Origin of the sequence: Thiohalobacter sp. (assembly GCF_027000115.1) — a bacterium.
Lineage (GTDB): Bacteria > Pseudomonadota > Gammaproteobacteria > Thiohalobacterales > Thiohalobacteraceae > JALTON01.
The window spans coordinates 50993-73586 of record NZ_JALTON010000013.1; the positions used below are offsets into that span (position 1 = coordinate 50993).

General features: G+C 68.1%; 23 protein-coding genes. 6 read left to right on the forward strand and 17 right to left on the reverse strand.

Features of this window, described 5'->3' with window-relative positions:
- Positions 1-108 precede the first annotated feature (108 nt).
- The 4 genes from MVF76_RS01610 to MVF76_RS01625 form a co-directional block, all read right to left on the reverse strand.
- Positions 109-1077 (reverse strand): beta-ketoacyl-ACP synthase III, encoded by a 969-nt coding sequence (locus tag MVF76_RS01610; protein WP_297527004.1) that lies wholly within the window; start codon positions 1075-1077, stop codon positions 109-111.
- Positions 1074-2111 carry a phosphate acyltransferase PlsX gene (gene plsX, locus MVF76_RS01615; RefSeq protein WP_297527006.1) on the reverse strand — a complete coding sequence of 346 codons (1038 nt, stop codon included), beginning with the start codon at positions 2109-2111 and terminating at the stop codon, positions 1074-1076. The genes MVF76_RS01610 and plsX overlap by 4 nt, the downstream gene beginning before the upstream one ends.
- 110 nt (positions 2112-2221) lie before the next feature.
- On the reverse strand, positions 2222-2401 hold the full coding sequence (gene rpmF, locus MVF76_RS01620; protein WP_297527008.1) for a 50S ribosomal protein L32: 180 nt from the start codon (positions 2399-2401) through the stop codon (positions 2222-2224).
- Positions 2402-2407: 6 nt separating this feature from the next.
- Positions 2408-2938 (reverse strand): YceD family protein, encoded by a 531-nt coding sequence (locus tag MVF76_RS01625; RefSeq protein ID WP_297527010.1) that lies wholly within the window; start codon positions 2936-2938, stop codon positions 2408-2410.
- Between the two features lie 190 nt (positions 2939-3128).
- Between MVF76_RS01625 and MVF76_RS01630 the strand changes: the two genes are divergently transcribed.
- Genes MVF76_RS01630 through MVF76_RS01640 form a run of 3 tightly spaced genes read left to right on the forward strand, consistent with a single transcriptional unit; the run spans position 3129 to position 6979 of the window.
- Entirely contained in the window at positions 3129-4547 is a 1419-nt protein-coding gene (locus MVF76_RS01630; RefSeq protein ID WP_297527012.1) for an acetyl-CoA carboxylase biotin carboxylase subunit, read from the forward strand.
- Positions 4548-4571: 24 nt separating this feature from the next.
- On the forward strand, positions 4572-6395 hold the full coding sequence (gene oadA, locus MVF76_RS01635) for a sodium-extruding oxaloacetate decarboxylase subunit alpha (RefSeq protein ID WP_297527013.1): 1824 nt from the start codon (positions 4572-4574) through the stop codon (positions 6393-6395).
- The gene (locus MVF76_RS01640; RefSeq protein ID WP_297527015.1) at positions 6392-6979 is read left to right on the forward strand and encodes a Maf family protein; all 588 of its coding nucleotides are present in this window, start codon (positions 6392-6394) and stop codon (positions 6977-6979) included. Before oadA ends, MVF76_RS01640 begins: the two co-directional genes overlap by 4 nt.
- A gap of 36 nt (positions 6980-7015) precedes the next feature.
- Here the strand turns inward: MVF76_RS01640 and MVF76_RS01645 are convergent, their stop codons facing one another.
- The 3 genes from MVF76_RS01645 to rluC all read right to left on the reverse strand — a co-directional run bounded on the left by MVF76_RS01645 (position 7016) and on the right by rluC (position 9719).
- A complete protein-coding gene (locus MVF76_RS01645; protein ID WP_297527017.1) occupies positions 7016-8008 on the reverse strand; it encodes a S49 family peptidase in 993 nt (330 codons plus the stop codon).
- A complete protein-coding gene (locus MVF76_RS01650) occupies positions 8005-8703 on the reverse strand; it encodes an HAD family hydrolase (RefSeq protein WP_297527019.1) in 699 nt (232 codons plus the stop codon). The genes MVF76_RS01645 and MVF76_RS01650 overlap by 4 nt, the downstream gene beginning before the upstream one ends.
- 62 nt (positions 8704-8765) lie before the next feature.
- A complete protein-coding gene (gene rluC, locus MVF76_RS01655; protein WP_297527021.1) occupies positions 8766-9719 on the reverse strand; it encodes a 23S rRNA pseudouridine(955/2504/2580) synthase RluC in 954 nt (317 codons plus the stop codon).
- A gap of 553 nt (positions 9720-10272) precedes the next feature.
- On the opposite strand from rluC, the gene rne reads away from it, so the two are divergent.
- On the forward strand, positions 10273-12654 hold the full coding sequence (rne, locus tag MVF76_RS01660; protein WP_317622914.1) for a ribonuclease E: 2382 nt from the start codon (positions 10273-10275) through the stop codon (positions 12652-12654).
- 48 nt (positions 12655-12702) lie between these two features.
- On the forward strand, positions 12703-13194 hold the full coding sequence (locus MVF76_RS01665; protein WP_297527023.1) for a low molecular weight protein-tyrosine-phosphatase: 492 nt from the start codon (positions 12703-12705) through the stop codon (positions 13192-13194).
- A 57-nt stretch (positions 13195-13251) separates the two neighbouring features.
- On the opposite strand, the gene MVF76_RS01670 is transcribed toward MVF76_RS01665, so the two are convergent.
- The 3 genes from MVF76_RS01670 to MVF76_RS01680 all read right to left on the reverse strand — a co-directional run bounded on the left by MVF76_RS01670 (position 13252) and on the right by MVF76_RS01680 (position 14722).
- Entirely contained in the window at positions 13252-13599 is a 348-nt protein-coding gene (locus MVF76_RS01670; protein WP_297527025.1) for a DUF3024 domain-containing protein, read from the reverse strand.
- Between the two features lie 14 nt (positions 13600-13613).
- Positions 13614-14297 carry an RES family NAD+ phosphorylase gene (locus MVF76_RS01675; protein WP_411293534.1) on the reverse strand — a complete coding sequence of 228 codons (684 nt, stop codon included), beginning with the start codon at positions 14295-14297 and terminating at the stop codon, positions 13614-13616.
- Positions 14298-14362: 65 nt separating this feature from the next.
- Complete coding sequence (locus tag MVF76_RS01680; RefSeq protein ID WP_297527029.1) at positions 14363-14722, reverse strand: MbcA/ParS/Xre antitoxin family protein; 360 nt, start codon at positions 14720-14722, stop codon at positions 14363-14365.
- A 145-nt stretch (positions 14723-14867) separates the two neighbouring features.
- On the opposite strand from MVF76_RS01680, the gene MVF76_RS01685 reads away from it, so the two are divergent.
- Complete coding sequence (locus MVF76_RS01685; RefSeq protein ID WP_297527031.1) at positions 14868-15140, forward strand: hypothetical protein; 273 nt, start codon at positions 14868-14870, stop codon at positions 15138-15140.
- A gap of 24 nt (positions 15141-15164) precedes the next feature.
- Here the strand turns inward: MVF76_RS01685 and kdsB are convergent, their stop codons facing one another.
- The 7 genes from kdsB to MVF76_RS01720 form a co-directional block, all read right to left on the reverse strand.
- The gene (kdsB, locus tag MVF76_RS01690; RefSeq protein ID WP_297527033.1) at positions 15165-15926 is read right to left on the reverse strand and encodes a 3-deoxy-manno-octulosonate cytidylyltransferase; all 762 of its coding nucleotides are present in this window, start codon (positions 15924-15926) and stop codon (positions 15165-15167) included.
- Between the two features lie 7 nt (positions 15927-15933).
- On the reverse strand, positions 15934-16116 hold the full coding sequence (locus MVF76_RS01695) for a Trm112 family protein (RefSeq protein WP_297527035.1): 183 nt from the start codon (positions 16114-16116) through the stop codon (positions 15934-15936).
- 259 nt (positions 16117-16375) lie between these two features.
- Positions 16376-17356 (reverse strand): tetraacyldisaccharide 4'-kinase, encoded by a 981-nt coding sequence (gene lpxK, locus MVF76_RS01700; RefSeq protein ID WP_297527037.1) that lies wholly within the window; start codon positions 17354-17356, stop codon positions 16376-16378.
- Positions 17357-17366: 10 nt separating this feature from the next.
- On the reverse strand, positions 17367-19133 hold the full coding sequence (gene msbA, locus MVF76_RS01705) for a lipid A export permease/ATP-binding protein MsbA (RefSeq protein ID WP_297527038.1): 1767 nt from the start codon (positions 19131-19133) through the stop codon (positions 17367-17369).
- Positions 19134-19559, reverse strand: coding sequence for an ExbD/TolR family protein (locus MVF76_RS01710; protein ID WP_297527040.1), 426 nt, complete (start codon positions 19557-19559; stop codon positions 19134-19136). It abuts the gene before it with no gap.
- A complete protein-coding gene (locus tag MVF76_RS01715; RefSeq protein ID WP_297527042.1) occupies positions 19556-20191 on the reverse strand; it encodes a MotA/TolQ/ExbB proton channel family protein in 636 nt (211 codons plus the stop codon). Before MVF76_RS01715 ends, MVF76_RS01710 begins: the two co-directional genes overlap by 4 nt.
- Positions 20179-22569, reverse strand: coding sequence for a DNA internalization-related competence protein ComEC/Rec2 (locus tag MVF76_RS01720; RefSeq protein WP_297527044.1), 2391 nt, complete (start codon positions 22567-22569; stop codon positions 20179-20181). The genes MVF76_RS01715 and MVF76_RS01720 overlap by 13 nt, the downstream gene beginning before the upstream one ends.
- Positions 22570-22594 lie beyond the last annotated feature (25 nt).

Here is a 22594-nt window from a genome sequence, read left to right on the forward strand (position 1 = left end):
GGTGAGGCGCAGAACCACATTCATGGCACCAGGCGTGTTCCGGGTTCCTCTGCCGCTATCCAGCACCACCCTCTCTCCATCTCGCATCTCACGCCTCACGCCTCATGCTCAAAACTTCATCAACACCGAACCCCAGGTAAAGCCACCCCCGAAGGCCTCCATCAGCACCGTTTCCCCACGCTGGATACGGCCATCGCGCACTGCGGTATCCAGCGCCAGCGGCACCGAGGCAGCCGAGGTATTGCCCTGCTGATCGACAGTGATGACCACCCGCTCGGTCGGCATCTTGAGCTTTTTGGCAGTTGCGTTGATGATGCGGATATTGGCCTGATGCGGCACCAGCCAGTCGATGTCTGACTGCTTCAGACGATTCGCCGCCAGCGTCTCGTCGACGATGCGACCGAGGGTGTTCACGGCCATCTTGAACACCTCGTTGCCCTTCATCTCGATGTAGGCCTCGCCACCACGCAGCCGGTCGTAGCCGGATGAAACCCCGGCCGGCACGGTGAGCAGATTCTCGTAGCTGCCATCGGCATGCAGGTGGGTGGACAGGATACCCGGTTCCTCGCTCGCCTCGAGGATCACCGCGCCGGCCCCGTCGCCGAACAATACGCAAGTGCTGCGGTCGGTCCAGTCGACGATGCGTGACAGCGTTTCAGCGCCGATCACCAGTGCGCAACGCGTGGAACCCGAGCGAATGAACTTGTCGGCCACACCGAGCGCGTACACGAAACCGGTGCACACGGCCTGCACGTCGAAGGCCGCGCAGCCATGGATGTCCAGCCGCTGCTGCACCAGACAGGCGGTGCTGGGAAAGATACGGTCGGGCGTGGTGGTGGCGACGATGATGAGGTCGATGTCTGCCGGACCCTTGCCGGCGGCTTCCATTGCCCGTCGCGCTGCGATCTCGGCCAGATCGCAGGTGGTCTGGTCGTCGGCGGCAATGTGGCGCTTCTCGATGCCGGTGCGGCTCCGGATCCACTCGTCGCTGGTATCGACCATCTGTTCGAGGTCGTGATTGGTAAGGACCTTTTCGGGCAGATAGCCACCCGTTCCCGTGATACGCGAATAAGTCACACGGCCTGCCTTTCAGTGAGCAGCGCTTCCAGCTGATGATCTATCCTTTGTGGAACCGCCAGGTGGACTTCATCAATGGCGACATCGATGGCATTGGCCAGGGCCAGGCCATCGGCGCCGCCATGACTCTTGATCACGATCCCCCGCAGCCCCAGCAGGCTGGCGCCATTGTAGCGCCGCGGATCGACCCGGCGCCGGAAGGCGCGCAACACCGGTAGCGCGATCAGCCCGGCCAGCCGGGTCAGGGGATTGCGGGTGAACTCTTCCTTCATGAAATGCGCGATCATCTTCGCCACTCCCTCCATGGTCTTGAGCGAGACATTGCCGACGAAACCGTCGCAGACCACCACGTCGACCTCGCCACTGAAGACATCGTCGCCCTCGACATAACCGATATAGTTGAGCGAGCTGGCGGCGAGCAGGCGATTGGCCTCCTTGACCTGATCGTTGCCCTTGATTTCTTCCTCGCCAATGTTGAGCAGGCCGACGCGCGGCGCTTGGAGGCCGTCGACCGCGGAGGCCAGTACCGAGCCCATGACCGCGAACTGGAACAGATGCTCGGCACTGCTGTCGACATTGGCACCGAGGTCCAGCACCCGGGTATGGCCCTTTATGGAGGGGATGGCGGTGAGAATGGCCGGGCGGTCGATGCCCGGCAGGGTCTTGAGCACATAGCGCGCAGTGGCCATGAGCGCGCCGGTATTGCCGGCACTCACGCAGGCCTGCGCCTCGCCCTGCTTGACCAGGTTGATGGCCACGCGCATCGAGGAATCCTTCTTCATGCGCAGCGCGCGCGAGGGCAGATCGTCCATTGCGACGACCTGGGATGCGTGCTGCACACGCAGTCGTCCCGCCTCCAGGTGTACCAGGCCGCCCGATCGTTCGATTGCCTCTCGGACCAACGTTTCATCGCCGACCAGTACCAGGTCCAGTTCCGGCCGGGCGTCGAGCGCGCGCAGGGCGCCGGGCACCGTGGCCTGGAGCCCCAGATCGCCACCCATGGCATCGACTGAGATGACTACGCGATCAGCCATTGTCGAGCGCCGTCTCCATCACGTCAGGTCAGCGCCGTCGTGGCGCCAAAACGGACGCGGCGCGCGACCCCGCTGCGGGTGCCGCGCGCCGCGTACCACGGTTGTCGCCGTCAGTCCTCGTCGCGGCTGACGACCTTGCGACCGCGGTAATAGCCGTCAGGGCTGATGTGGTGACGCAGGTGCGTCTCGCCCGTGGTCGGCTCGATGGACAGCGCGCGCGACTTGAGGGCGTCGTGCGAGCGCCGCATGCCGCGCTTCGACGGGGTCTTCCGGTTCTGCTGAACTGCCATGACAGATCACTCCTGTTCCTGATTGCTCTTCAACTGCGCCAGCACCGCGAAGGGATTTTCGCGCTGCCGATCCTGTTCTTCCGCACCCGGTGCCTGCCGGCCCTCGCCCAGCGCCGAGCAGGGCTCGGCATGCATGGGAAACATGGGCAGCGACAGCAGGATCTCGTCCTCGACCAGATCCGCCGGCGCGATACGGTCGCCCTGCGCCACCACCAGCGGTTCCGACTCTGCCGGCACCTCGGCCACCCGGGCCTCGCTGTCCACCAGCCCGAGCCGGAGACGCAGATCCAGCGTCTGTTGCAGCTCACCCAGACAACGCTCGCAGGTCAGCGTGACGGCACCGGTGACATGGCCGGTCACCAGCGCCCGACCACTGTCGTCCTGGCCAAAGTGGAGCTCGACGTCCAGTTCGCCCTCGCGCGCGGCCAGCAATGGCCGCAGGCGCTCCAGGGCCGCGACCGGCACGGCCCCGGCCAGCGTCCGTTCCCCGCGCGCCAGCGCGTGGGGATCGACGCGATCCGGCAATCGGTGCTGCATAAGCGGCGCATCATATCCCGCCCAACCTTTTGTGTCAAAACAGGAATTGGGATTTCGCGGGGGCTTGTGCAGGTGCCTGATCCGGTTGACAAGCCGGAAGCTATTCCGTAAACAGTCAGGCGAGGCTCGGGGGCCGTCCCGCACCACCCGCCGGCAGCCTGCCCGCACCACCGAGGCCGGGGATAATCCGTTGATAAGAAAGATCCTTATTGCCAACCGCGGCGAGATCGCGGTACGCATCGTGCGGGCCTGCCGCGAAATGGGCATCCGCTCCGTGGCTATTTTCACCGACGCCGACCGTCATGCCCTGCATGTCCGCAAGGCCGACGAAGCCTACGGTATCGGTCCGGACTCCGTGGCCGGCTACCTGAACGCCCACCGTATCGTCAACCTGGCGCTGGCCACCGGCTGCGATGCCCTGCATCCCGGCTACGGCTTCCTCTCCGAGAATCCCGAACTGGCCGAGATCTGCCAGCGGCGCGGCATCCGTTTCATCGGTCCCTCCCCGGAGGTCATCCGGCGCATGGGCGACAAGACCGAGGCCCGCCGCGCCATGCAGGCCGCCGGTGTGCCCGTCGTTCCCGGCAGCGAGGGCAATCTTCGCAATCTGGACGAGGCGCTGGCGCTGGCCGACGAGATCGGCTACCCGGTCATGCTCAAGGCCACCTCCGGCGGTGGCGGCCGCGGCATCCGCCGTTGCGGCACCCCCGAGGAACTGCGGCGCAACTACGATCGCGTCATTTCCGAGGCCACCAAGGCCTTCGGCAGCGCCGACGTCTTCATCGAAAAGTGCATCGACCGGCCGCGCCACATCGAGGTGCAGATCCTCGGTGACAGCCACGGCAATGTCATCCACCTGTTCGAGCGCGACTGCTCCATCCAGCGCCGTCACCAGAAACTGGTCGAGATCGCGCCTTCCCCGCAGCTCGACGATGCCCAGCGTGCACTCATCGGCGACTACGCGGTCAAGGCCGCCCGCGCAGTCGGCTACGAGAATGCGGGCACGGTGGAATTCCTGATGACGCCCGACGACGAGTTCTACTTCATGGAAATGAACACCCGGCTGCAGGTGGAACACCCGGTCACCGAGGTCATCACCGGCGTGGACGTCGTGCAGGAACAGATCCGCATTGCCGCCGGCGAACCGCTGCGCTTCGCCCAGTCCGACATCGAACGTCGCGGCTATGCCATGGAATTCCGCATCAACGCCGAGGATCCGAAGAACGATTTCCTGCCCAGCTTCGGACGCATCACCCGCTACTTCGCTCCCGGCGGCCCCGGGGTGCGTACCGACGCCGCCATCTATACCGGCTACGTCATTCCGCCCTACTACGACTCCATGTGCGCCAAGCTCACGGTCTGGGCCCTGACCTGGGAGGAACTGATCCAGCGCGCCAACCGTGCGCTGATCGACATCGGCGTGTACGGGGTGAAGACCACGATTCCCTACTATCTGGAGATCCTCAAGACCCCCGACTTCCGCGCCGGCCGTTTCGATACCGGCTTCGTCGAGGATCATCCCGAACTCACCGAATACACCACCAGCCGCCCCACCCGCGAACTGGCTGCCGTGATGGCCGCTGCGATCGCGGCCCATTGCGGCTTCTGACACCATGCCTCACCGGAGACCGACATGAGCCAGGTCCATATCACCGATGTCGTGCTGCGCGATGGCCACCAGTCGCTGATCGCCACCCGCATGCGCACCGAGGACATGCTGCCGATCTGCGACAAGCTGGACCGGGTCGGCTACTGGTCGCTGGAAGTCTGGGGCGGCGCGACCTTCGACGCCTGCATCCGGTTCCTGAAGGAAGATCCCTGGGAACGGCTGCGCGCCCTGCGCGAGGCCCTGCCCAACACCCGCCTGCAGATGCTGCTGCGGGGGCAGAACCTGCTCGGCTACCGCCACTACTCCGATGACGTGGTCGAGGCCTTCGTCGAACGCGCAGCAGCGGACGGCATCGACGTGTTCCGCATCTTCGACGCCCTCAACGACACCCGCAACCTGGAGACCGCCATCCGCGCCGTCCGCCAGACCGGCAAGCATGCCCAGGGCACCCTCTGCTACACCACCAGCCCGGTGCACGGCATCGAGCAGTTCGCAGCCATGGCCCGCGAGCTGGAGGATATGGGCTGCGACAGCATTGCAGTCAAGGACATGGCCGGCCTGCTGACGCCGATGGTCACCGGAGAACTGTTCGCGCGCCTGACCGGATCCGTCTCCATTCCCGTACATCTGCACATGCACGCCACCGCCGGCGTGGCCGAGATGTGCCACCTGAAGGCCATCGAAAACGGCTGCCGGCACATCGACACCGCCATCTCGGCCTTTGCCGGCGGTGCCAGCCACCCGCCCACCGAAAGCATGGTCGCGGCCCTTGCCGGCACCGAATACGACACCGGCCTGGACCTCCACCGGCTGCAGGAGATCGGTTTCTATTTCCGCGAGGTGCGCCGCAAGTATCGCCCGTTCGAGAGCGAGTTCACCGGCCTCGACACCCGGGTGCAGATCTACCAGGTACCGGGCGGCATGATCTCCAACCTCTACAACCAGCTCCGCGAGCAGGGGGAGCTGGGGCGCATGAACGAGGTACTGGAGGAGATTCCGCGCGTGCGCGAGGACCTGGGCTACCCGCCGCTGGTCACGCCCACCTCGCAGATCGTCGGCACCCAGGCGGTGATGAACGTGCTCACCGGCCAGCGCTACCAGACCATCACCAACGAGGTGAAGCTCTACCTCCAGGGCCGCTATGGCCGGGCGCCGGGCGAGGTCAATTCGCTGGTACGCCAGCAGGCCATCGGCAATGCCGATGTCATCGACGTGCGTCCGGCAGACCTGCTGCCTCCGGAAATGGAACAGCTGCGCGAGAACGTCGGCGAGCTGGCGCGCAGCGAGGAGGACGTGCTGACGGTGGCCATGTTCCCGGAGGTCGGCCGCGAATTCCTGGCGCAGCGCAACGCCGGCACCCTGCGACCCGAGCCGCTGGAACCGCCACCCGGCGAGAGCGAGCCGCTGGGCCGGCCCACCGAGTTCAACGTCACCCTCCATGGCGACACCTATCACATCCGCGTCACCGGCGCCGGTCATCGGCACCAGGACAAGCGGCCCTTCTATCTCACCGTCGATGGCGTGCCCGAGGAGATCCTGGTCGAATCACTGGAGGAAGTCGAGGAGGAAGGCGAATCGGGCGGAACACCTCGTCCCAGGGGCAGCCGCCGCCCACGCGCCAGCGGACCCGGCGACGTGACCACCTCCATGCCCGGCACCGTGGTGGAAGTACTGGTCGTCGAGGGCGACAGCGTCAAGGCGGGTGATCCGGTGCTGGTCGCCGAGGCCATGAAGATGGAAACCGAGATCCAGGCACCGGTGTCCGGCAGGGTGAAGGCGGTCCATGTAGCCAAGGGCGACACCGTCAACCCCGACGAGACCCTGATCGAGATCGAGGTCGCCGAATGAGCGCCACGCCGCCGCTGGTGCTGGCCTCCACCTCGCCCTACCGGCGCGAGTTGCTGGAACGCCTCGGCCTGGCCTTCGAGTGCGTCAGTCCCGAGGTTGACGAAACCGCCCGGCCGGACGAATCACCCGCGGCACTGGTGCGCCGGCTGTCCGAGGCCAAGGCCCGGGCCGGCGCCGGCGAACGCAGCGACGCATTGGTGATCGGCTCCGACCAGGTGGCGGTCATCGATCAAACCATCCTCGGCAAGCCCGGCAGCCATGCGCGCGCGCTGGAACAGTTGCGCCGCCTCTCCGGCCGCAGCGTCACCTTCCACACCGGCCTGTGCCTGCTCGATACCCGCAATGGCGACTGCCGGCTGGACGTGGTCGATACCCGGGTGCGTTTCCGGATACTGGACGACGCCACGCTGGAACGTTATCTGCAACGGGAACAGCCCTACAACTGCGCCGGCAGCTTCAAGTCCGAGGGGCTGGGCATCGCCCTGTTCGAGGCCATCCAGGGCGACGACCCCAACGCCCTCATCGGTCTGCCGCTGATACGGCTGGTGAGTTTCCTGCGGGACGCGGGGGTGCAGGTCCCCTGAGTCCGGCGCCCGGGCTCGCGCCGGGAACGTCAGCGCTCAACGCAGCGCCGGCGCCTCGCTGGCCAGCCGGGCCAGGGCCTGACCGAGAGCCACACCGACGCCGCGACTGAAACGCTCGAAGAAATCGGGGCGCGGTGTGTAATCGACAATGTCCTCGGCGCCAACCACGTCCCGGGCCACGCTGCCCACGCTGCCGTAGTCGTCGGCCAGCCCCAGCGCGATGCTCTGCTCGCCGGTCCAGATGAGCCCCGAGAACAGCTTCGGATCATCCTTCAGCCGATCACCGCGACCGGTCTTCACCACCTCGATGAACTGGCGGTGAATGTCGTCCAGCAGGCCCTTGACGTGGGCGACCTCCTCTTCCTTCTGCGGCAGGAAGGGATCGAGCAGCCCCTTGTTCTCGCCGGCGGTGAGCAGGCGGCGTTCCACGCCCAGCTTCTTCATCAGCTCGACGAAACCGAAGCCGTCCATGCGCACGCCGATGGAGCCGACCAGGCTCGCCTTGTTGACAAAGATGCGGTCGGCCGCGGCAGCGACGTAATAGCCGCCCGAGGCACAGACATCCGCCACCACCACGTACAGCGGCTTGTCCGGGTATTGCTTGCGCAGGCGGCGGATCTCGTCATTGATGTAGCCGGCCTGCACCGGGCTGCCGCCGGGGCTGTTGATGCGCAGCACCACCGCCTTCGACTTGGCGGCCTCGAAGGCCGCGCGCAGCCCGGCCACCACATTGTCGGCGTTGGCATCGGCGTTGGGGGCGATGATGCCCTCGAGATCCACCAGCGCGGTATGCTCGCCATGCACGATGCCATCCGAGGCCGGAAGCCGGGCCAGGAACAGGATGGCGAACAGGTAGACGAACAGCAGGACCTTGAACAGGATGCCCCAGCGCCGCGCCCGACGCTGCTCGCGCAAGGATTCGAACGCCAGCCGTTTCAGCAGATCACGTTCCCAGCCGGGCTTGGCCGTGGGATCTCCGCCCCCGCTGTCCTCCACCGGCGGGTTGGACGTCCATTCGGATTCCTTCATGCAAGGCCCCTCGTTGCAGCGGTTGCCACGGCATTCCCGCAGGCGCATTCCGCCAGCCAGTCGCCCAACTCGGTGATCCGGTCCAGGCAGGTCAGCGGCTCATGTGTCCGCAGCCGCTCCGGCGGGTGCACGCCATAGCTCACGGCCACCGGATGGGTCCCGGCCTGCCGCGCCATCAGCATGTCATATTCGGTGTCCCCGATCATCAGGGTGCGTTCGGGTGCCGCCGACAGCTCGTCCATGATCTCCAGCAGCATCTGCGGATGCGGCTTGGACCGGGTTTCGTCGGCGCAACGGGTGGCATCGAACAGCGGCTTCAGACCGGTCGCTTCCAGCGCCTTGTCCAGCCCGCTACGCCCCTTGCCCGTGGCCACGGCCAGCCGGAAGCCCTCGTCGCGAAGCAGACCGAGGGTCTCGACCACCCCCGGAAACAGCCGCGAGTGGTCCGCATTGGCCAGCCAGTGCTCGCGGTAACGCCCGGCCAGCGCCTGCACCAGCGCATCACCCTCGCCGGGATAGAGCGCGGCAACGGCCTCGCGCAGCCCCAGCCCGATGATATTGCGGATGGCCTCGGCGTCACGCGGCGCCAGTTCGAGATCGGCGATCGCGGCCTGCATGGTGGTGACGATCTGCTCCACCGAGTCCATCAGCGTGCCATCCCAGTCGAAAACGATCAGTTCAACATCCAGTTCCATGTCCCTTTCAGGCTCCCATTGATTCGACCCCGGTGGCAGCTTGGCCGTGCCGGATGACAACTTCATGAACCGGCGCCGTCCCCGAGCCGGTCCAGCACCGCCGCCAGATCCTCCGGCAGCGGTGCGCTCACATCCACCGGCGGCCGGTCCTCGCCGGAACTGAAGGCCAGCCGGTGCGCATGCAGGAACAGGCGCCGCAGGCCCAGTGCCCGCATGCGCCGGTTGAAAGCCTCGTCGCCATAGCGCGGGTCGCCGGCCAGCGGGTGGCCGGCATGGGCGGCGTGCACCCGGATCTGGTGTGTACGGCCGGTGTCCAGTACCGCCTCCACCAGGGTCGCTTCCCCAAAGCGGGTCAGGGGCTCGAACCGGGTCCGTGCCGCCTTGCCCGCCTCGCTCACCCGCACCACGCGCTCGCCGCCCCTGAGCGTGTTCTTCCGCAGCGGGGCATCGATCCAGCGCGGCTCGCGCCAGTCGCCGGCCACCAGCGCCAGGTACCGCTTCTCGACCGCGCCCCGGCGCAGAAGTTCATGCAGCCGGCGCAGCGCACTGCGCCGCCCGGCAATCAGGAGACAGCCTGAAGTTTCCCTGTCAAGCCTATGAACAAGCTCCAGAAACCGGGCGTCTTTCCGGGTCGCCCGGAGGGCCTCTATAACCCCCTGGGAAACCCCGGAGCCACCGTGCACGGCCATGCCCGAGGGCTTGTCGAGCACCAGCAGATCCCGATCCTCGTACAGGATGCGCTCCTCCAGCCAGGCCGCCGGCCGCGCCGCCGCTCCCCCGGCGCGGACCCTTACCGGCGGAATCCGCAGCCGGTCCCCCGCGGCCAGCCGGTAGTCCGGCTTGATGCGGCGGCCGTTGACCCGCACCTCACCCTTGCGCAGCACCCGGTAGACCCAGGCGCGCGGCACGCTCTTGAGCTCGCGCATCAGGTAGTTGTCCACCCGCTGACCGGCGCGTTCGGGGTCGATCTCGACCGTGCGTACGCCGGGGGCGGGTCCGGGGGCGGTGGCCTTCATGGCGCGCATCATACCAGCAGGCCGCCCGACCGCCGGCGGGAACTCCCTAAGCAATTGAACTGACGGCACTAGATTGTTATATTGGCGACCGGATTTCCCCGATTGGCCCGCGAGCATCGCGCAGCGAATCGGCGGTCCTGCCGGTGTCCTCGGCAGGGCCATTACGGTCAACCGGCATGCCACGCCAGCCCACGCTGTCAGCGGCCTGCCAGACCGGGCCAGGCGCTTTCGAACCATCGAGCCAGAGTGACCGACCGGCGGATCAGCGCAGCCTCGCGGCCTGCGGCAACAACCTCCTCCGGCCCTTGCATCCCGCTCGATGCCGATATCCCGGCCGACCGGCTCACAGAGCCGTTAGACGCTTTTTCCCGAAAACTGATGGACGCTCCAATGACAGCATCCGCATACCAGGCAGTCGCAACCGGATTCAGCGGCCTGGCCCTTCTGTACCTGCTCGGCAGTCTGCTGGGCGCGGTGCGCACGGGACTGGCCGCACGACCGTTTGCCGGCGCTGCTGCGCGGATGCCCGACGAGCGCCGGCGAGATTCCACACATGAAAAGAATGCTGATCAACGCAACTCAGCCCGAGGAGTTGCGCGTGGCCATGGTCGATGGCCAGAAACTCTACGATCTCGACATCGAGGTTCCCGCCCGGGAGCAGAAAAAGTCCAACATCTATAAAGGCAAGATCACCCGCGTCGAGCCCAGCCTCGAGGCTGCCTTTGTCGATTACGGCGCCGAACGCCACGGCTTTCTGCCGCTGAAGGAAATCGCCCGCAGCTATTTCTCCGAAGCCGCGCGCAAGCAGTCCGGCCGCGTCAACATCGCCGATGCCGTGCGCGAGGGCCAGGAGCTGGTGGTGCAGGTGGAGAAGGAGGAGCGCGGCCAGAAGGGCGCGGCGCTGACCACCTTCATCAGCCTCGCCGGCCGCTACCTGGTGCTTATGCCCAACAACCCCCGCGCCGGCGGCGTTTCTCGCCGCATCGAGGGCGAGGACCGCGACCTGGTGCGCGACGCGATAGCCAATCTCAACATCCCCGACGGCATGGGCTTGATCGTGCGCACCGCCGGCGTCGGCCGCGCCATCGAGGAACTGCAGTGGGACCTCGACTACCTGCTGCAACTCTGGAGTTCGATCGAGAAGGCCGCCGAGTCCCGCCCCGCGCCTTTCCTCATCTATCAGGAAAGCAACGTCATCATCCGGGCGCTGCGCGATTACCTGCGCTCCGACATCGGCGAGATCCTGATCGACGACGCGGCCACCTACCAGCGCGCGCGCGAGTTCATGGAGCAGGTCATGCCCCACAACCTGCACAAGCTCAAGCGCTACGACGACAAGGTGCCCCTGTTCTCGCGCTACCAGATCGAGAGCCAGATCGAATCCGCCTTCCAGCGCGAGGTCACCCTGCCCTCCGGCGGTTCCATCGTCATCGACCACACCGAGGCCATGCTGTCGATCGATATCAACTCGGCGCGCGCCACCAAGGGCGCGGACATCGAGGAAACGGCGCTCAACACCAACCTCGAGGCCGCCGACGAGATCGCCCGCCAGCTACGCATCCGCGACCTGGGCGGCCTGATCGTCATCGACTTCATCGACATGACTCCCAGCCGCAACCAGCGCGAGGTCGAGAACCGGCTGCGCGAGGCGCTGAAGATGGACCGCGCCCGGGTCCAGGTCGGGCGCATCTCGCGCTTCGGCCTGCTGGAGATGTCGCGCCAGCGCCTGCGCCCCTCGCTGGGCGAGTCCAGCCAGATCGTCTGCCCGCGCTGCAACGGCCAGGGCACGGTCCGTGGCGTGGAGTCGCTGGCATTGTCGGTGCTGCGCATCATCGAAGAGAACGCCATGAAGGACAAGACGGCGCGGGTGGTCGCGCGCGTGCCGGTCGATGTCGCCACCTTCCTGCTCAACGAGAAGCGCAAGCCGCTCTACGAGCTCGAGACCCGGTACAGGGTCGGCGTGATGCTGATTCCCACGCCGTCCCTGGAAACCCCGGCCTACGACATCCGCCGCTTCCGCATCGACGAGGTCGGCGAGATCGCCGACACCTCCAGCTACGCGTTGTTCGAGGATGAGGAGACCGGGGACGAGGCCGCCGAACTGGTCAAGCCGGCGCCCCGGCCGGAGCAGCCGGCAGTGAAGATGGTCGCGCCTGCGGCGCCGGCACCGGCGCCCGCCCAGAACCCCGCGCCGGCCGCCGCCAGCCAGGCCCAGCCCGGCCTCATCCGCCGCCTGTGGGCCAGCCTATTCGGCACCCCCGAGGTGGAGGAGGAAAAAACGGAGCCGAAGAAGCCCGCGCGCAGCCGGGGCACGCGCTCCGATCGCGGCGGCCGTTCCGAGCGCAGCGGCCAGCGTCGCAGCCGCGGCGGCCGCAAGCGCGGCGGCACTGAGAACCACCGCGGCTCGGACAAGGAGGCCGGTGAAGCCCGCAAGGAAACACCGCGCAAGGAGAAACAGGACCAGGCAACGCCGGCCGCCGAGACCGAGAGCCGGCCGGCACCGGAAGCGAAGCCCGCCGCCGAGGGCGAGGGTTCGTCGCGCAGCCGCTCCCGCCGCGGCCGCCGCGGTGGCCGGCGTCGCTCCAGTCGGGCCAGGTCCGCCGAGGCCGGCGGCAACGGCAATCGTCAGGAAAGCCGCACCGATTCCGAACCGAAGTCCGGCGCCGCAACCGGCGCTGACAGGCCCGCGCCTGCTGGGTCGTCGACCGGTTCCTCGGACATGCCGAAGACCGATACGCCAAAGGCGGACACTGCCAGGCCCGAGGCAGCGAAGCCTGACGCGAGGAAACAGGCAGCCCCCGCTGCCGAGGCACCGAAGCCCGAACCGCACAAGACCGAGACGCCCGCCGCACCCAAGGCGATCGAATCGCCGGCCGCCGCACCGGCTGCCGCGGACAAGCCGGCGACGCCACGCTCGGCCAGCGGCGAGGACTGAACGTGCCGAGGCACGACGAAACGGAAACATGACCATGAAGGGCGTGTCATGAGCAACGAAAAGATCCGCGTACTCTTTGTCTGCATGGGCAACATCTGCCGTTCGCCCACGGCCCAGGGCGTGTTCGAGGCATTGTTGGAACGCGAAGGACTGGCGGACCGCATCGAGGTGGACTCCGCCGGCACCCATGCCTATCACGTCGGCGAGCCGCCGGACCCGCGCGCGCAGGAGGCCGCCCGCAACCGCGGCGTGGAGCTGGCTCACCAGCGCGCACGCCGGGTGGCGGAATCCGATTTTCTCGAGTTCCACTATGTCGTCGCCATGGACCAGAGCAACCTCGAGGACCTGCGCGCCCTCTGCCATCCCGACTACGAGGCACGTTTGCACCTGTTCATGAACTTTGCCCCGGACTACGGCGAAACCGATGTCCCCGACCCCTACTACGGCGGCCGCCAGGGCTTCGAACGGGTGCTGGACATGATCGAACAGGCAGCGGCCGGCCTGCTCGCCGACATTCGCCGGCGGCACGGTCTGGACTGATCCGGCCCGGGGAGATGAACATCGCGGAGTCCGCTGTGCTGCATCCGGCCGCGGCTGTCAGCCGAAGAAGCATCCGTACGGATCATCCTTGACCAGCGCCAGAAAGGCCTCCAGGTTGTCCACTTCCGGCATCGGCTCGTAGGTTTCCCAGCGCCCGTTGGATCGCCGCCAGTACACACGCCAGCGACCCCGTGACTTGACGTAACGTGCGCGGGCCACCGGCGTTTCCAGCCGCCGTTTCGGGTCCTGCCAATCGGCACGGATCTCGAACAGATCAAGCGTCTGGTCCTTCAACCGGTAGCCGAGGTCCACCTGATCGCGCAGATGCGGCGGCGGCCGATGCCGCTCCAGATAGTCGCGCATCAACCGTTCGATGCGCGCCTGCTCGAATTCGCTCAGTGCCATGCCGGGCTCCGCTTTCAGGCGGCCGGCCGCGGCAGCCGGCCATCGACCTCGAACAGGGCGCGCGGAAACTGCCAGGCCCTGTCCTCTCCCTTGGCCCAGAAGCTTACCTGCTCGTCACCGGTCTCGCACAGCCAGGCCTGCTGCCGGGTCGGTCGCCGCGAGCGCAGGCCCTCGGGCGCAAACAGCGCGACGTTGGTGCCGCCGGCGGGATCGCGGGCCGAGGCATACTCGAACAGGACCACGCCCGCCCGGCGCATGGCCTGCCCCAGCGCCTGGGTCGGACCATAGTCGGTAGGACTGCGCAAGGCATCACCAAAGGCGTCGAAGGGGGGCTTGTGCAATTGCACGCCCTGCGCGCTGCCGTAGCGCGCCTGGAACAGGGTGTGCTGGGAATGCAGGAGCGCCGGCGGCGGCTCGGCCATGCCGGTCCGGAATACGAAGCGGTAATAGGCGCATTCGTGCAGCAGCGTCTCGCGCGACAGGGCGGCATAGAACAGGGCCGGCTCGTGCCGGCGGCCGAAGCGGGAGCCATGGGGGAGCGGCGGATAGCGGAAGGGTGTCGCCAGCAGCCAGTGCAGGTTGCGAGCCCCTTCCGGCAACGGCGGCTTGGCGGATTCGATCAGGGACTCCAGAACGGCCTGCTCGGCAAGGGAGTCGACCAGGTTCAGGGTTGCCACCTGCTCCTGGCTCTCCACCATGCGCAGCAGGGTACCGGACAGTTCGCGGATACAGGCCTCGTCGGCGCAGGCCGCCCAGATGTCGCTCACGGACGGCCCCGCAGGGCGTCCAGATAAGCGACCACTTCACCCAGCCCCTGCACCTGCCGCATCTGCTCGGCGGGCACACCGCCGGTGTCGATGTTGCGGGTATGCAGCCAGTGCCGCATCTGCTCTCGGTCACCGCCCACCAGTGCGTACAAACTGCGGTAGACCCGGATCAGCAGCAGCGCCAGCTCGCCCGACTTGCCGTGGGGATCGAGACCCTTGCGGCGGATGGTGGTCGGGTCCTTGCCGATGATGGCCTTGACGTCCTGCTGGGTCAGACCCAGCTCGCGCCCAGCCTTGAGCACGGCCTGGCCGAGAACGGCGGCCTCGTCGATGGTCGGGTGACTCAGGGCGCCCATCTTCCTCTCCTGTCATGCATATGCATAAAGTAGTCATGATTTGATGCAAATGCAAGGAAGGTGGCCCGACCGGCCCGGGCTCGGCCTTGCCATGAACCCCCGGCTGAACCAACATGGCAGGCTGCAACCCGCTCAGGGACCGGAAATGCCCGACAACCTGCCTACCACCGAGGAAATGCGCCGCTGGATCGGCCGCGAGGTCGCCTACGAGGGCCGTGTCTGTCGCATCGTGGAACTGCTCGAGGACCAGGGCGCGCTGGTGGTCGAGTGCACGGGCGACGAGCGCACCATCCAGGCCAATCAGTACGGCGACGCCACCCGCCGCGTCCCGCGCACCCTCACCATTCCGCTGACCGACGAGGACGGCCGCCCCACCCCCCAGTTCGGCCTGCTCCGACGCCTGATCGAATCGGCCTGAGCGGCGCCTCCGGCCTGTCCGGATTCAGCCGGCCAGCAGGCGGGCGACCCGTTCCAGGTCCGCGGGCGTGTCCACGCCGGGACCCGGCAGTTCGGGCGCGTCGGCGACATGGATGCGGGTGCCCATCCAGAGCGCGCGCAACTGTTCCAGCATCTCGCTCTGCTCGATGGGCGCCGGCGGCCAGTCGCGGTAGCCGCGCAGGTAGCCGGCGCGGTAGGCATACAGCCCGATGTGGCCGAGGTGCGGCACGCCGGCCGGCAGCTGCGGGCTTTCGGTGACGAACTCGTCGCGGTCAAAGGGAACGGGCGCGCGGCTGAAGTAGAGCGCATAGCCGGCGCGATCGCGCACCACCTTGACCCGATGCGGGTCGAAGAACTCCGCGGCCTCGGTGATGGGAAAGCAGAGGGTGGCGATACCGGCATCGGGATGGGCCGCCAGGTCCTCGGCCACGTGCCGTAGCAGCGCCGGCGGCATCAGCGGCTCGTCGCCCTGGAGGTTGACCACCAGCGTCTCGTCCGGCCAGTCCTCGGCCGCCACCACCTCCGCCAGACGGTCGGTGCCGGAGTGATGGTCGGCACGGGTCAGGAGGGCGCGGCCACCGAAGGCCTCGACCGCCGCCAGCACCCGGGCATCGTCGGTCGCGACCAGCACCGTTTCGGCGCCGCTAGCCTCGGCACGGCGGTAAACATGCTCGATCATGGGACGCCCGGCGATGTCCGCCAGCGGCTTGCCCGGCAGGCGCGAGGAAGCGTAGCGGGCGGGGATGACGACCTTGAACGCGGTCACGGGGACGCTATTCGACCTCTTCCTCGGCGGGCAGCTCGCGCGCCTCCTCCTCCAGCATCACCGGGATGCCGTCACGGATGGGAAAGGCCAGGCGATCGACCTTGCACACCAGTTCCTGCTCGGCCTGGCGATAGACCAGCGGCCCCTTGCAGATGGGACAGGCGAGGATGTCCAGCAGCTTCTTGTCCATGGCAGGTTTCCGTCGATTCGATGTGGCGCGGGAAGCGTGGTATTAACCCGGCAACCCAATATGTCGTGTTCAGCCGGGCCTTTCCCTTGATCTTGAACCTGTCAGGGATGCAGAGAAAGCCCCTGCACTGCGTTGTGGCGCTTGCCAAGGGCTGGGCCATTGCCGGCGAGCCACGCCTTGTTCAGCGGCTTTCTCTGCATCCTGAACACGATAATATTGGGTTGCCGGGTTAATAATAGCAGAACCCGCGCCGCCGGCCTCAGCGCAGCCGTTTCTCGAGCAGCGGCCACAGCCGCTCGTCCACCTCGGCCTCGACTTCCAAATACCAGTCTCCCTCGCCGGCAAACCGCGCCCACTTCACCGCATCCTTGGCGGTCATCACCACCGGATCGCCGTCGGCCACGTCCGCGCGGTCTTCCTGGGTGAAGGGATGATGATCGGGGAAGGGATACTCGACCACCTCGAGGCCACTCCGGCGCAGCAGCTCGAAGAAGCGCTGCGGATGACCGATGCCGGCCAGGGCATGCACGCGCCGCCCGCGCCAGGCCTCCAGCGACTCGCGTCGCGCCGGATCGACCAGCGACACCAGCGCGACCGGTCGCAGCTTCAGACGGTACTCGCCACGGCCGGCCAGGCCCTGGGTCACCACGAAGTCCACCTCGCGCAGGCGCGCGGCCGGTTCGCGCAGCGGGCCGGCGGGCAGGCAGAAGCCGTTGCCCAGCCGGCGCACCCCGTCGAGCACGGCGATCTCCAGGTCCCGGCCGAGCCGGTAGTGCTGCAGGCCGTCGTCGCTGAGCAGGATGTCGCAGTCGCTGTGCGCGAGCAGTTGGCGCGCCGCCTCCACGCGGTCCGGTCCCACGGCCATGGGACATCCGGTCAATCGCGCCAGCAGCACGGGCTCGTCGCCCACCACCCGTGGATCGCTGTCGCCGCGCACCTGTTGCGGCCAGGTCCGCGCGCCGCCGCCGTGGCCGCGGGCGATCAGCCCCGGGCGGAAACCCGCTTCGCGCAGGCGCCGCGCCAGCCAGGCCACCAGCGGCGTCTTGCCGGTGCCGCCGACGGTGATGTTGCCGACCACGATCACCGGTACCGGCAGCCGCTGCACCCGCAACAGGCCCCGGCGGTACAAGCGGCGGCGCACGGTCACCAGCGCACAGAACAGCCAGGCCAGCGGCAGCAGCCAGAGCGCCGCCGGGGAGCGGCCGTACCAGAGTCGCTGCAGACGTTCGGCGAGCGCCACGATCCGCGCCTCAGCCCGCCGGATGCTCGTTGAACTGCATGCGGTACAAGGCCGCGTAATGCCCCTCCGCCGCCAGCAGCTCGGCATGGGTGCCGCATTCGACCACCCGGCCGCGATCCAGCACCAGGATGCGGCTGGCGTTCTCGACCGTGGACAGGCGGTGAGCGATGACCAGCGTGGTGCGACCCGCCATCAGCCGTTCCAGCGCGCCCTGGATGGCGCGCTCGGATTCCGTGTCCAGCGCCGAGGTCGCCTCGTCCAGCACCAGGATGGGGGCGTCCTTGAGCAGGGCGCGGGCGATGGCGATGCGCTGGCGCTGGCCGCCCGACAGCAGCACGCCCTTCTCGCCCACCGGCGTATCGAAGCCCTGCGGTAGCTGCTCGATGAACGCCAGCGCATTGGCCATCTCCGCAGCGCGGCGGATAGCGGCCTCGTCGACCTCGCCGGCGCGCCCGTAGGCGATGTTGCGCGCCACCGTGTCGTTGAACAGGATCACTTCCTGGCCGACCACCGAGATCTGCCGGCGCAGGTCGGCCAGCCGGTACTCGCGCAGGTCATGGCCGTCGAGGCGGATGCTGCCCGCGTCGGGATCGTAGAATCGTGGCAACAGGTTCACCAGGGTCGACTTGCCCGAGCCCGAGCGGCCGACGATGGCCAGGGTCTCGCCCGGATGCACCTCGAAGCCGACTGCGTCCAGCACCCGGCCCTTGTCCGGGTCGTAGCCGAAGCTCACCCGGTCGTAGATGATCTCGCCGCGCGCACGATCCAGCCGCAGGGTCCCGGTATCGCGCTCCCCCGGCTCGTCGAGCAGTTCGAAGATGCTCTCGGCCGCGGCGATGCCGCGCTGCAGGCTGGCATTGACGCTGGTCAGCCGCTTCAGCGGCGGCATCAAAAGCATCATGGCGGTGATGAAGGACACGAAATCGCCGGCGGAAATGGTTTCGCGCATGGACTGCTCGGTGGCCAGATAGATCACCAGCGCCAGCGTGGCCGCGCCCAGGAACTGCACCACCGGCACGCTGGCGGCGCTGGTGGCGATCATCTTCATCTGCAGGGTGCGGTTCTTGCGGTTGATGCGGTCGAAGTTCTCGCGCTCCATGTCCTGGCCGCCGAAGGCCTTGATCACCCGCTGGCCGACGATCACTTCTTCCGCGATGTGGGTGACGTCGCTCATGGAGTTCTGGATACGGCGGCTGATGGCGCGGAAGCGGCGGCTGATGTAGCGGATGAGCACCGCCATCACCGGTCCTATGGCGAGGAACAGCAACGCCAGCCAGCCGGAAATGTAGAACATCCAGGCGAGCAGGAAGATCACGGTGAAGCTGTCGCGGATGAGGATGGTGACGGCATTGGTGCTGGCCTGCGCCACCTGCTCCACGTTGTAGATCAGCCGACTGACCAGGGTGGATCCGTTGACGCGGTCATAGTAGCTCGCCGGCAGTTCCAGCACCTTGGCGAACATCTCCGTGCGCAGGACCTCGATCACCTTGCGCCCGATCCAGGACATGCCGTAGTTGGCGGCAAATCCGGTGAGCCCGCGCACCAGGAACAGGGCGATCAGCGCCAGCGGGATGGCCCGGATCATGTCCGGGTCCTTGGCCACGAAGCTCTCGTCGAGCATCGGCTTCATCAGCGCCGCGAACAGCGCATCGGTGGCGCCATACAGGGCCATGGCGAGGCTGGAGGCCAGGAACAGCTTCCAGTGCGGCAGCGCGTAGCGCAGCAGTCGTCGGTACTGAGCCCAGCCGTCGGCGGCCTGCCCGGAGCTTGCCGTCATTCAGGGCTGTTCCTGGTGCTGCACCGTGGCCAGCGACAGCTGTTCGATGCCGAGCTGGCGCGCGACATCCATCACCGTCACCACCGACTGGTGCGGGGCCTGGCCATCGGCCCGGATCAGCAGCGGCAGGTCGCGGCGGTCGCCCATGGCCTGGCGCAGGGCCTTGCGCAGGGTTGCGGCCTCGGTGTTCACCACCTGCTGGTCGTCGATGAAGTACTCGCCGCGCTCGTTGACGGTCACCTCCAGGATCTCCTTCGGCGCCTCGGTCGGCTCGGCACTGGCCTCGGGCAGGTCCACCTTGAGCTGGGCCTCGCGGTCGAAGGTGGTGGAGACCATGAAGAAGATCAGCAGCAGGAAGACCACGTCGATCAGCGCGGTCAGGTTGACCTCCGGCTCCTCGCGGCGGCGGCGGCTGCGGATTCTCACAGCACCTCCTCGGTGTCCGGATCCTCCTCGCGCTCGCCCTGGAAGACCTCGACCATCTTCATGGCCTCTTCTTCCATGCGCATCACCAGCATGTCCACCCGGCCGCGGAAGTAGCGGTAGAACATGAGCGCGGGAATGGCCACCGACAGGCCGGCGGCGGTGGTGATCAGCGCCTCGGAGATGCCGCCGGCGAGCACGCCGGGGTCGCCCACGCCCTGGGTGGTGATGGCGGTGAACACCTTGATCATGCCGATCACGGTGCCAAGCAGGCCGAGCAGCGGCGAAATGGCGGCGATGGTGCCGAGGGTGTTCAGGTAGCGTTCGAGTTCCAGCACCACGTGGCGGCCGGTGTCCTCGATGGCCTCCTTCATGATCTCGCGGTCATGGTGCAGGTTGACCAGGCCGGCGGCCAGTATCCGCCCCAGCGGCGAGCCCGAACGCAGCGTCTGCAGGCGCACCGCATCGAGCTGGTTGTCGCGCACCCACTTCCAGACCTCGGCGACCAGGTGGCGCGGGATCACCCGGCGCACGCGCAGCATCCACATCCGTTCGCCGATGATGGCCACGGCAATCACGGAGCAGGCCAGTATCGGCACCATCAGCCAGCCGCCCGCTTTGATCAGTTCAAACACGGTTCGCAATCCTGTGTGGTGGGAATTCCTTTTGGCGCGGCCACTTGCGCCGCGACCGCTCGCCTCCAATCCGCCCTATCATACGGTTTTGCCGGGTCCGGTGCACGATGCCAGAGCCGGCGCCCGCTCTGCCTCAGCGGCTCCGGCCGGATCGCACCCGCGCCCAGCCGGAACCGGATGGCGCCGCCCTGCGCCGTATCCAGCGCCCGCACCCCCATCTCGGCATAGCGGGCCTGTACTTCGGCCCGCGGAAAGCCGTAGCGGTTGCGGTAGCCGACCGGGTACAGCACCCATTCCGGGGCCACGGCGGCAATGAAGGCCGCGGTCGAGGACGTGGCACTGCCGTGGTGGGGCGCCACCAGCACCTCGGCGCGCAGTGCATCCGGCAGCGCGCGCACCAGCGCCCGCTCGGTGGCCCGCTCGATGTCGCCCGGCAACAGCAGCCGGCTGCCGTCGGCGGCGGTGATCTTCAGCACGCAGGAGGCATCGTTGCCCGGCCGCTGGCCGGCCACCGGGTGGAGCATCTCGAAGCGCACCCCGTCCCATTGCCATGCCTGACCGCGGCGGCACTGCCGCAGCGGCCGCTGCGGCAGGCGCTCGGGCAGACTGGCGAGCACGCTGTAGACCGGCAGCGCGGCCAGCAGCGAACGTGCGCCGCCGATGTGGTCGTTGTCACCGTGGCTGATCACCAGCCGGTCCAGCGCGCGCACGCCCCGCGACCGCAGCAGCGGCACCAGCACCGCCTCGCCGGTATCGAAACCGCTCTGGAAACGCGGGCCGGTGTCATAGACCAGGGCGTGCGTCCACGTCCGCACCACCAGCGCCAGCCCCTGCCCCACGTCCGCCAGCGTCACCTCCGCCACACCCGGCGGCGGCGCCTGCGTCGCCGGGTGCAGCAGCGGCAGCCACATGAGCGCGCCCAGCGCGCGCCCCGGCACCCCGCGCGGCGCCAGCAGCCACAGGGTCCCGAACCCGGCCAGCGCGAAGACCACTGGCCCGACCGCGGCGGATACGGCCGCGAACGGCAGCGACGCCAGCGGCGCCAGCAGCCCGTCATCGAGCAGGGCAAAGGCACGGGCCGCGACGCCAAGCAGCCAGCCACCCGGCAGACCGGCAGCCTCCAGCGCCAGCCCCGCCAGCCCGGCCGGCACCACCGCCACCCCCACCCAGGGCACGGCGACCAGGTTCGCCAGCCAGCCCACCAGCGAGGCCTGCTGGAAGACCAGCAGTGATACGGGCGCAAGCCCCAGCGCCAGCAGCACCGGGATGCGCAGTCCGGCAATCCAGGCACGGATACCCCTGCGCGGCGCAGTGCGACCCGCGGCCAGGTAAAGGATGAGCGCCACCGCCAGAAAGGACAGCCAGAAGCCCACCGACAGCGCCGCCAGCGGATCGAACAGCAGCACCGCGATCAGCGCCAGCGCCCAGCCCTCACGCCGCCGCACCTGCCGCCCCGCGCCGAGGGCCAGCGCCAGTACCGCCAGCATCACCAGCGCCCGGCGGGTGGGAATGGACAGCCCCGCCAGCAGCGCATAGCCCGCCGCCAGCACCAGCCCCGCGAGCAGCGCAGCCCGCGGCGCCGCCAGTACCGTGCACAGTCGCGCGCTGCGCGACCACAGCCAGCCGCCCAGCCCTGCGCCCAGCGCCGCCGCCAGCCCGACATGCAGCCCGGAAATCGCCATCAGGTGACCGGTCCCGGTATCGCGAAAGCGCGCCCACTGGGCATCGTCCACGCCCTGCCGGGCACCCAACAGCAGCGCCAGCAGCACACCCGCGCCCGGCGTCTGCCCCAGCCGGCCCGCGAGCCGGTCGTACAGCGTCTGGCGCAGGGCCGCGAGGCCGCCGCCCTCGCCCACCCGGCGGTTGTCCGGGTCGCGGCGCACGTAGCCGGTGGCGCCGATGTCCTGCACGAACAGCCAGCGCTCGTAGTCGAAGCCGCCGGGGTTGAGAAAGCCCGCCGGGCGCTTCAGCCGCACCCGCAGGCGCCAGATCTCGCCGCCCCGCGGCCGCTGGTCGGTGCGGTACCAGCTCAAGCGCAGGCGGGTCGGGATCGATATACAGTCGGGGGCCGCCGCCACCGGATCGAACCGGAATCTCAGCGCGCGGCCGACCCGTTCGGGAAGCGAGGCGATGCGGCCGCAGAGCACCAGGTCGTGGCCCTCAAGGGAAGACGGCAGCCGATCCGCCAGGCGCTGCTCCGCGGCCTGCCAGAACAGGGCCAGGCCGAGCAGGAAGGCCCCGACCAGCCGCGCGGGCCGCCAGGCCAGCAGGCCAAGGACGAGCAGCCACAAGGGCCAGCCGGGCAGGGGCGGCAGGGATTGCGCAAGCAGGGGCAGGCACAGCGTGCCCGCCAGCAGGGCCAGTGCAAGCGACAGCATCGTTCTTCCCTGAACGAAATCATGG

Coding starts and splice junctions, on each gene's coding strand:
- MVF76_RS01675 (WP_411293534.1), bottom strand. CDS start 14,297: ATGGTGGAGAGCCAGGAGCAGGTGGCAACCCTGAACCTGGTCGACTCC.
- MVF76_RS01680 (WP_297527029.1), bottom strand. CDS start 14,722: ATGGGCGCCCTGAGTCACCCGACCATCGACGAGGCCGCCGTTCTCGGC.
- MVF76_RS01670 (WP_297527025.1), bottom strand. CDS start 13,599: ATGGCACTGAGCGAATTCGAGCAGGCGCGCATCGAACGGTTGATGCGC.
- msbA (WP_297527038.1), bottom strand. CDS start 19,133: ATGACGGCAAGCTCCGGGCAGGCCGCCGACGGCTGGGCTCAGTACCGA.
- MVF76_RS01625 (WP_297527010.1), bottom strand. CDS start 2,938: ATGCAGCACCGATTGCCGGATCGCGTCGATCCCCACGCGCTGGCGCGC.
- rpmF (WP_297527008.1), bottom strand. CDS start 2,401: ATGGCAGTTCAGCAGAACCGGAAGACCCCGTCGAAGCGCGGCATGCGG.
- rne (WP_317622914.1), top strand. CDS start 10,273: ATGAAAAGAATGCTGATCAACGCAACTCAGCCCGAGGAGTTGCGCGTG.
- MVF76_RS01695 (WP_297527035.1), bottom strand. CDS start 16,116: ATGGACAAGAAGCTGCTGGACATCCTCGCCTGTCCCATCTGCAAGGGG.
- MVF76_RS01685 (WP_297527031.1), top strand. CDS start 14,868: ATGCCCGACAACCTGCCTACCACCGAGGAAATGCGCCGCTGGATCGGC.
- plsX (WP_297527006.1), bottom strand. CDS start 2,111: ATGGCTGATCGCGTAGTCATCTCAGTCGATGCCATGGGTGGCGATCTG.
- MVF76_RS01640 (WP_297527015.1), top strand. CDS start 6,392: ATGAGCGCCACGCCGCCGCTGGTGCTGGCCTCCACCTCGCCCTACCGG.
- oadA (WP_297527013.1), top strand. CDS start 4,572: ATGAGCCAGGTCCATATCACCGATGTCGTGCTGCGCGATGGCCACCAG.
- MVF76_RS01650 (WP_297527019.1), bottom strand. CDS start 8,703: ATGGAACTGGATGTTGAACTGATCGTTTTCGACTGGGATGGCACGCTG.
- MVF76_RS01720 (WP_297527044.1), bottom strand. CDS start 22,569: ATGCTGTCGCTTGCACTGGCCCTGCTGGCGGGCACGCTGTGCCTGCCC.
- MVF76_RS01665 (WP_297527023.1), top strand. CDS start 12,703: ATGAGCAACGAAAAGATCCGCGTACTCTTTGTCTGCATGGGCAACATC.
- MVF76_RS01645 (WP_297527017.1), bottom strand. CDS start 8,008: ATGAAGGAATCCGAATGGACGTCCAACCCGCCGGTGGAGGACAGCGGG.
- rluC (WP_297527021.1), bottom strand. CDS start 9,719: ATGAAGGCCACCGCCCCCGGACCCGCCCCCGGCGTACGCACGGTCGAG.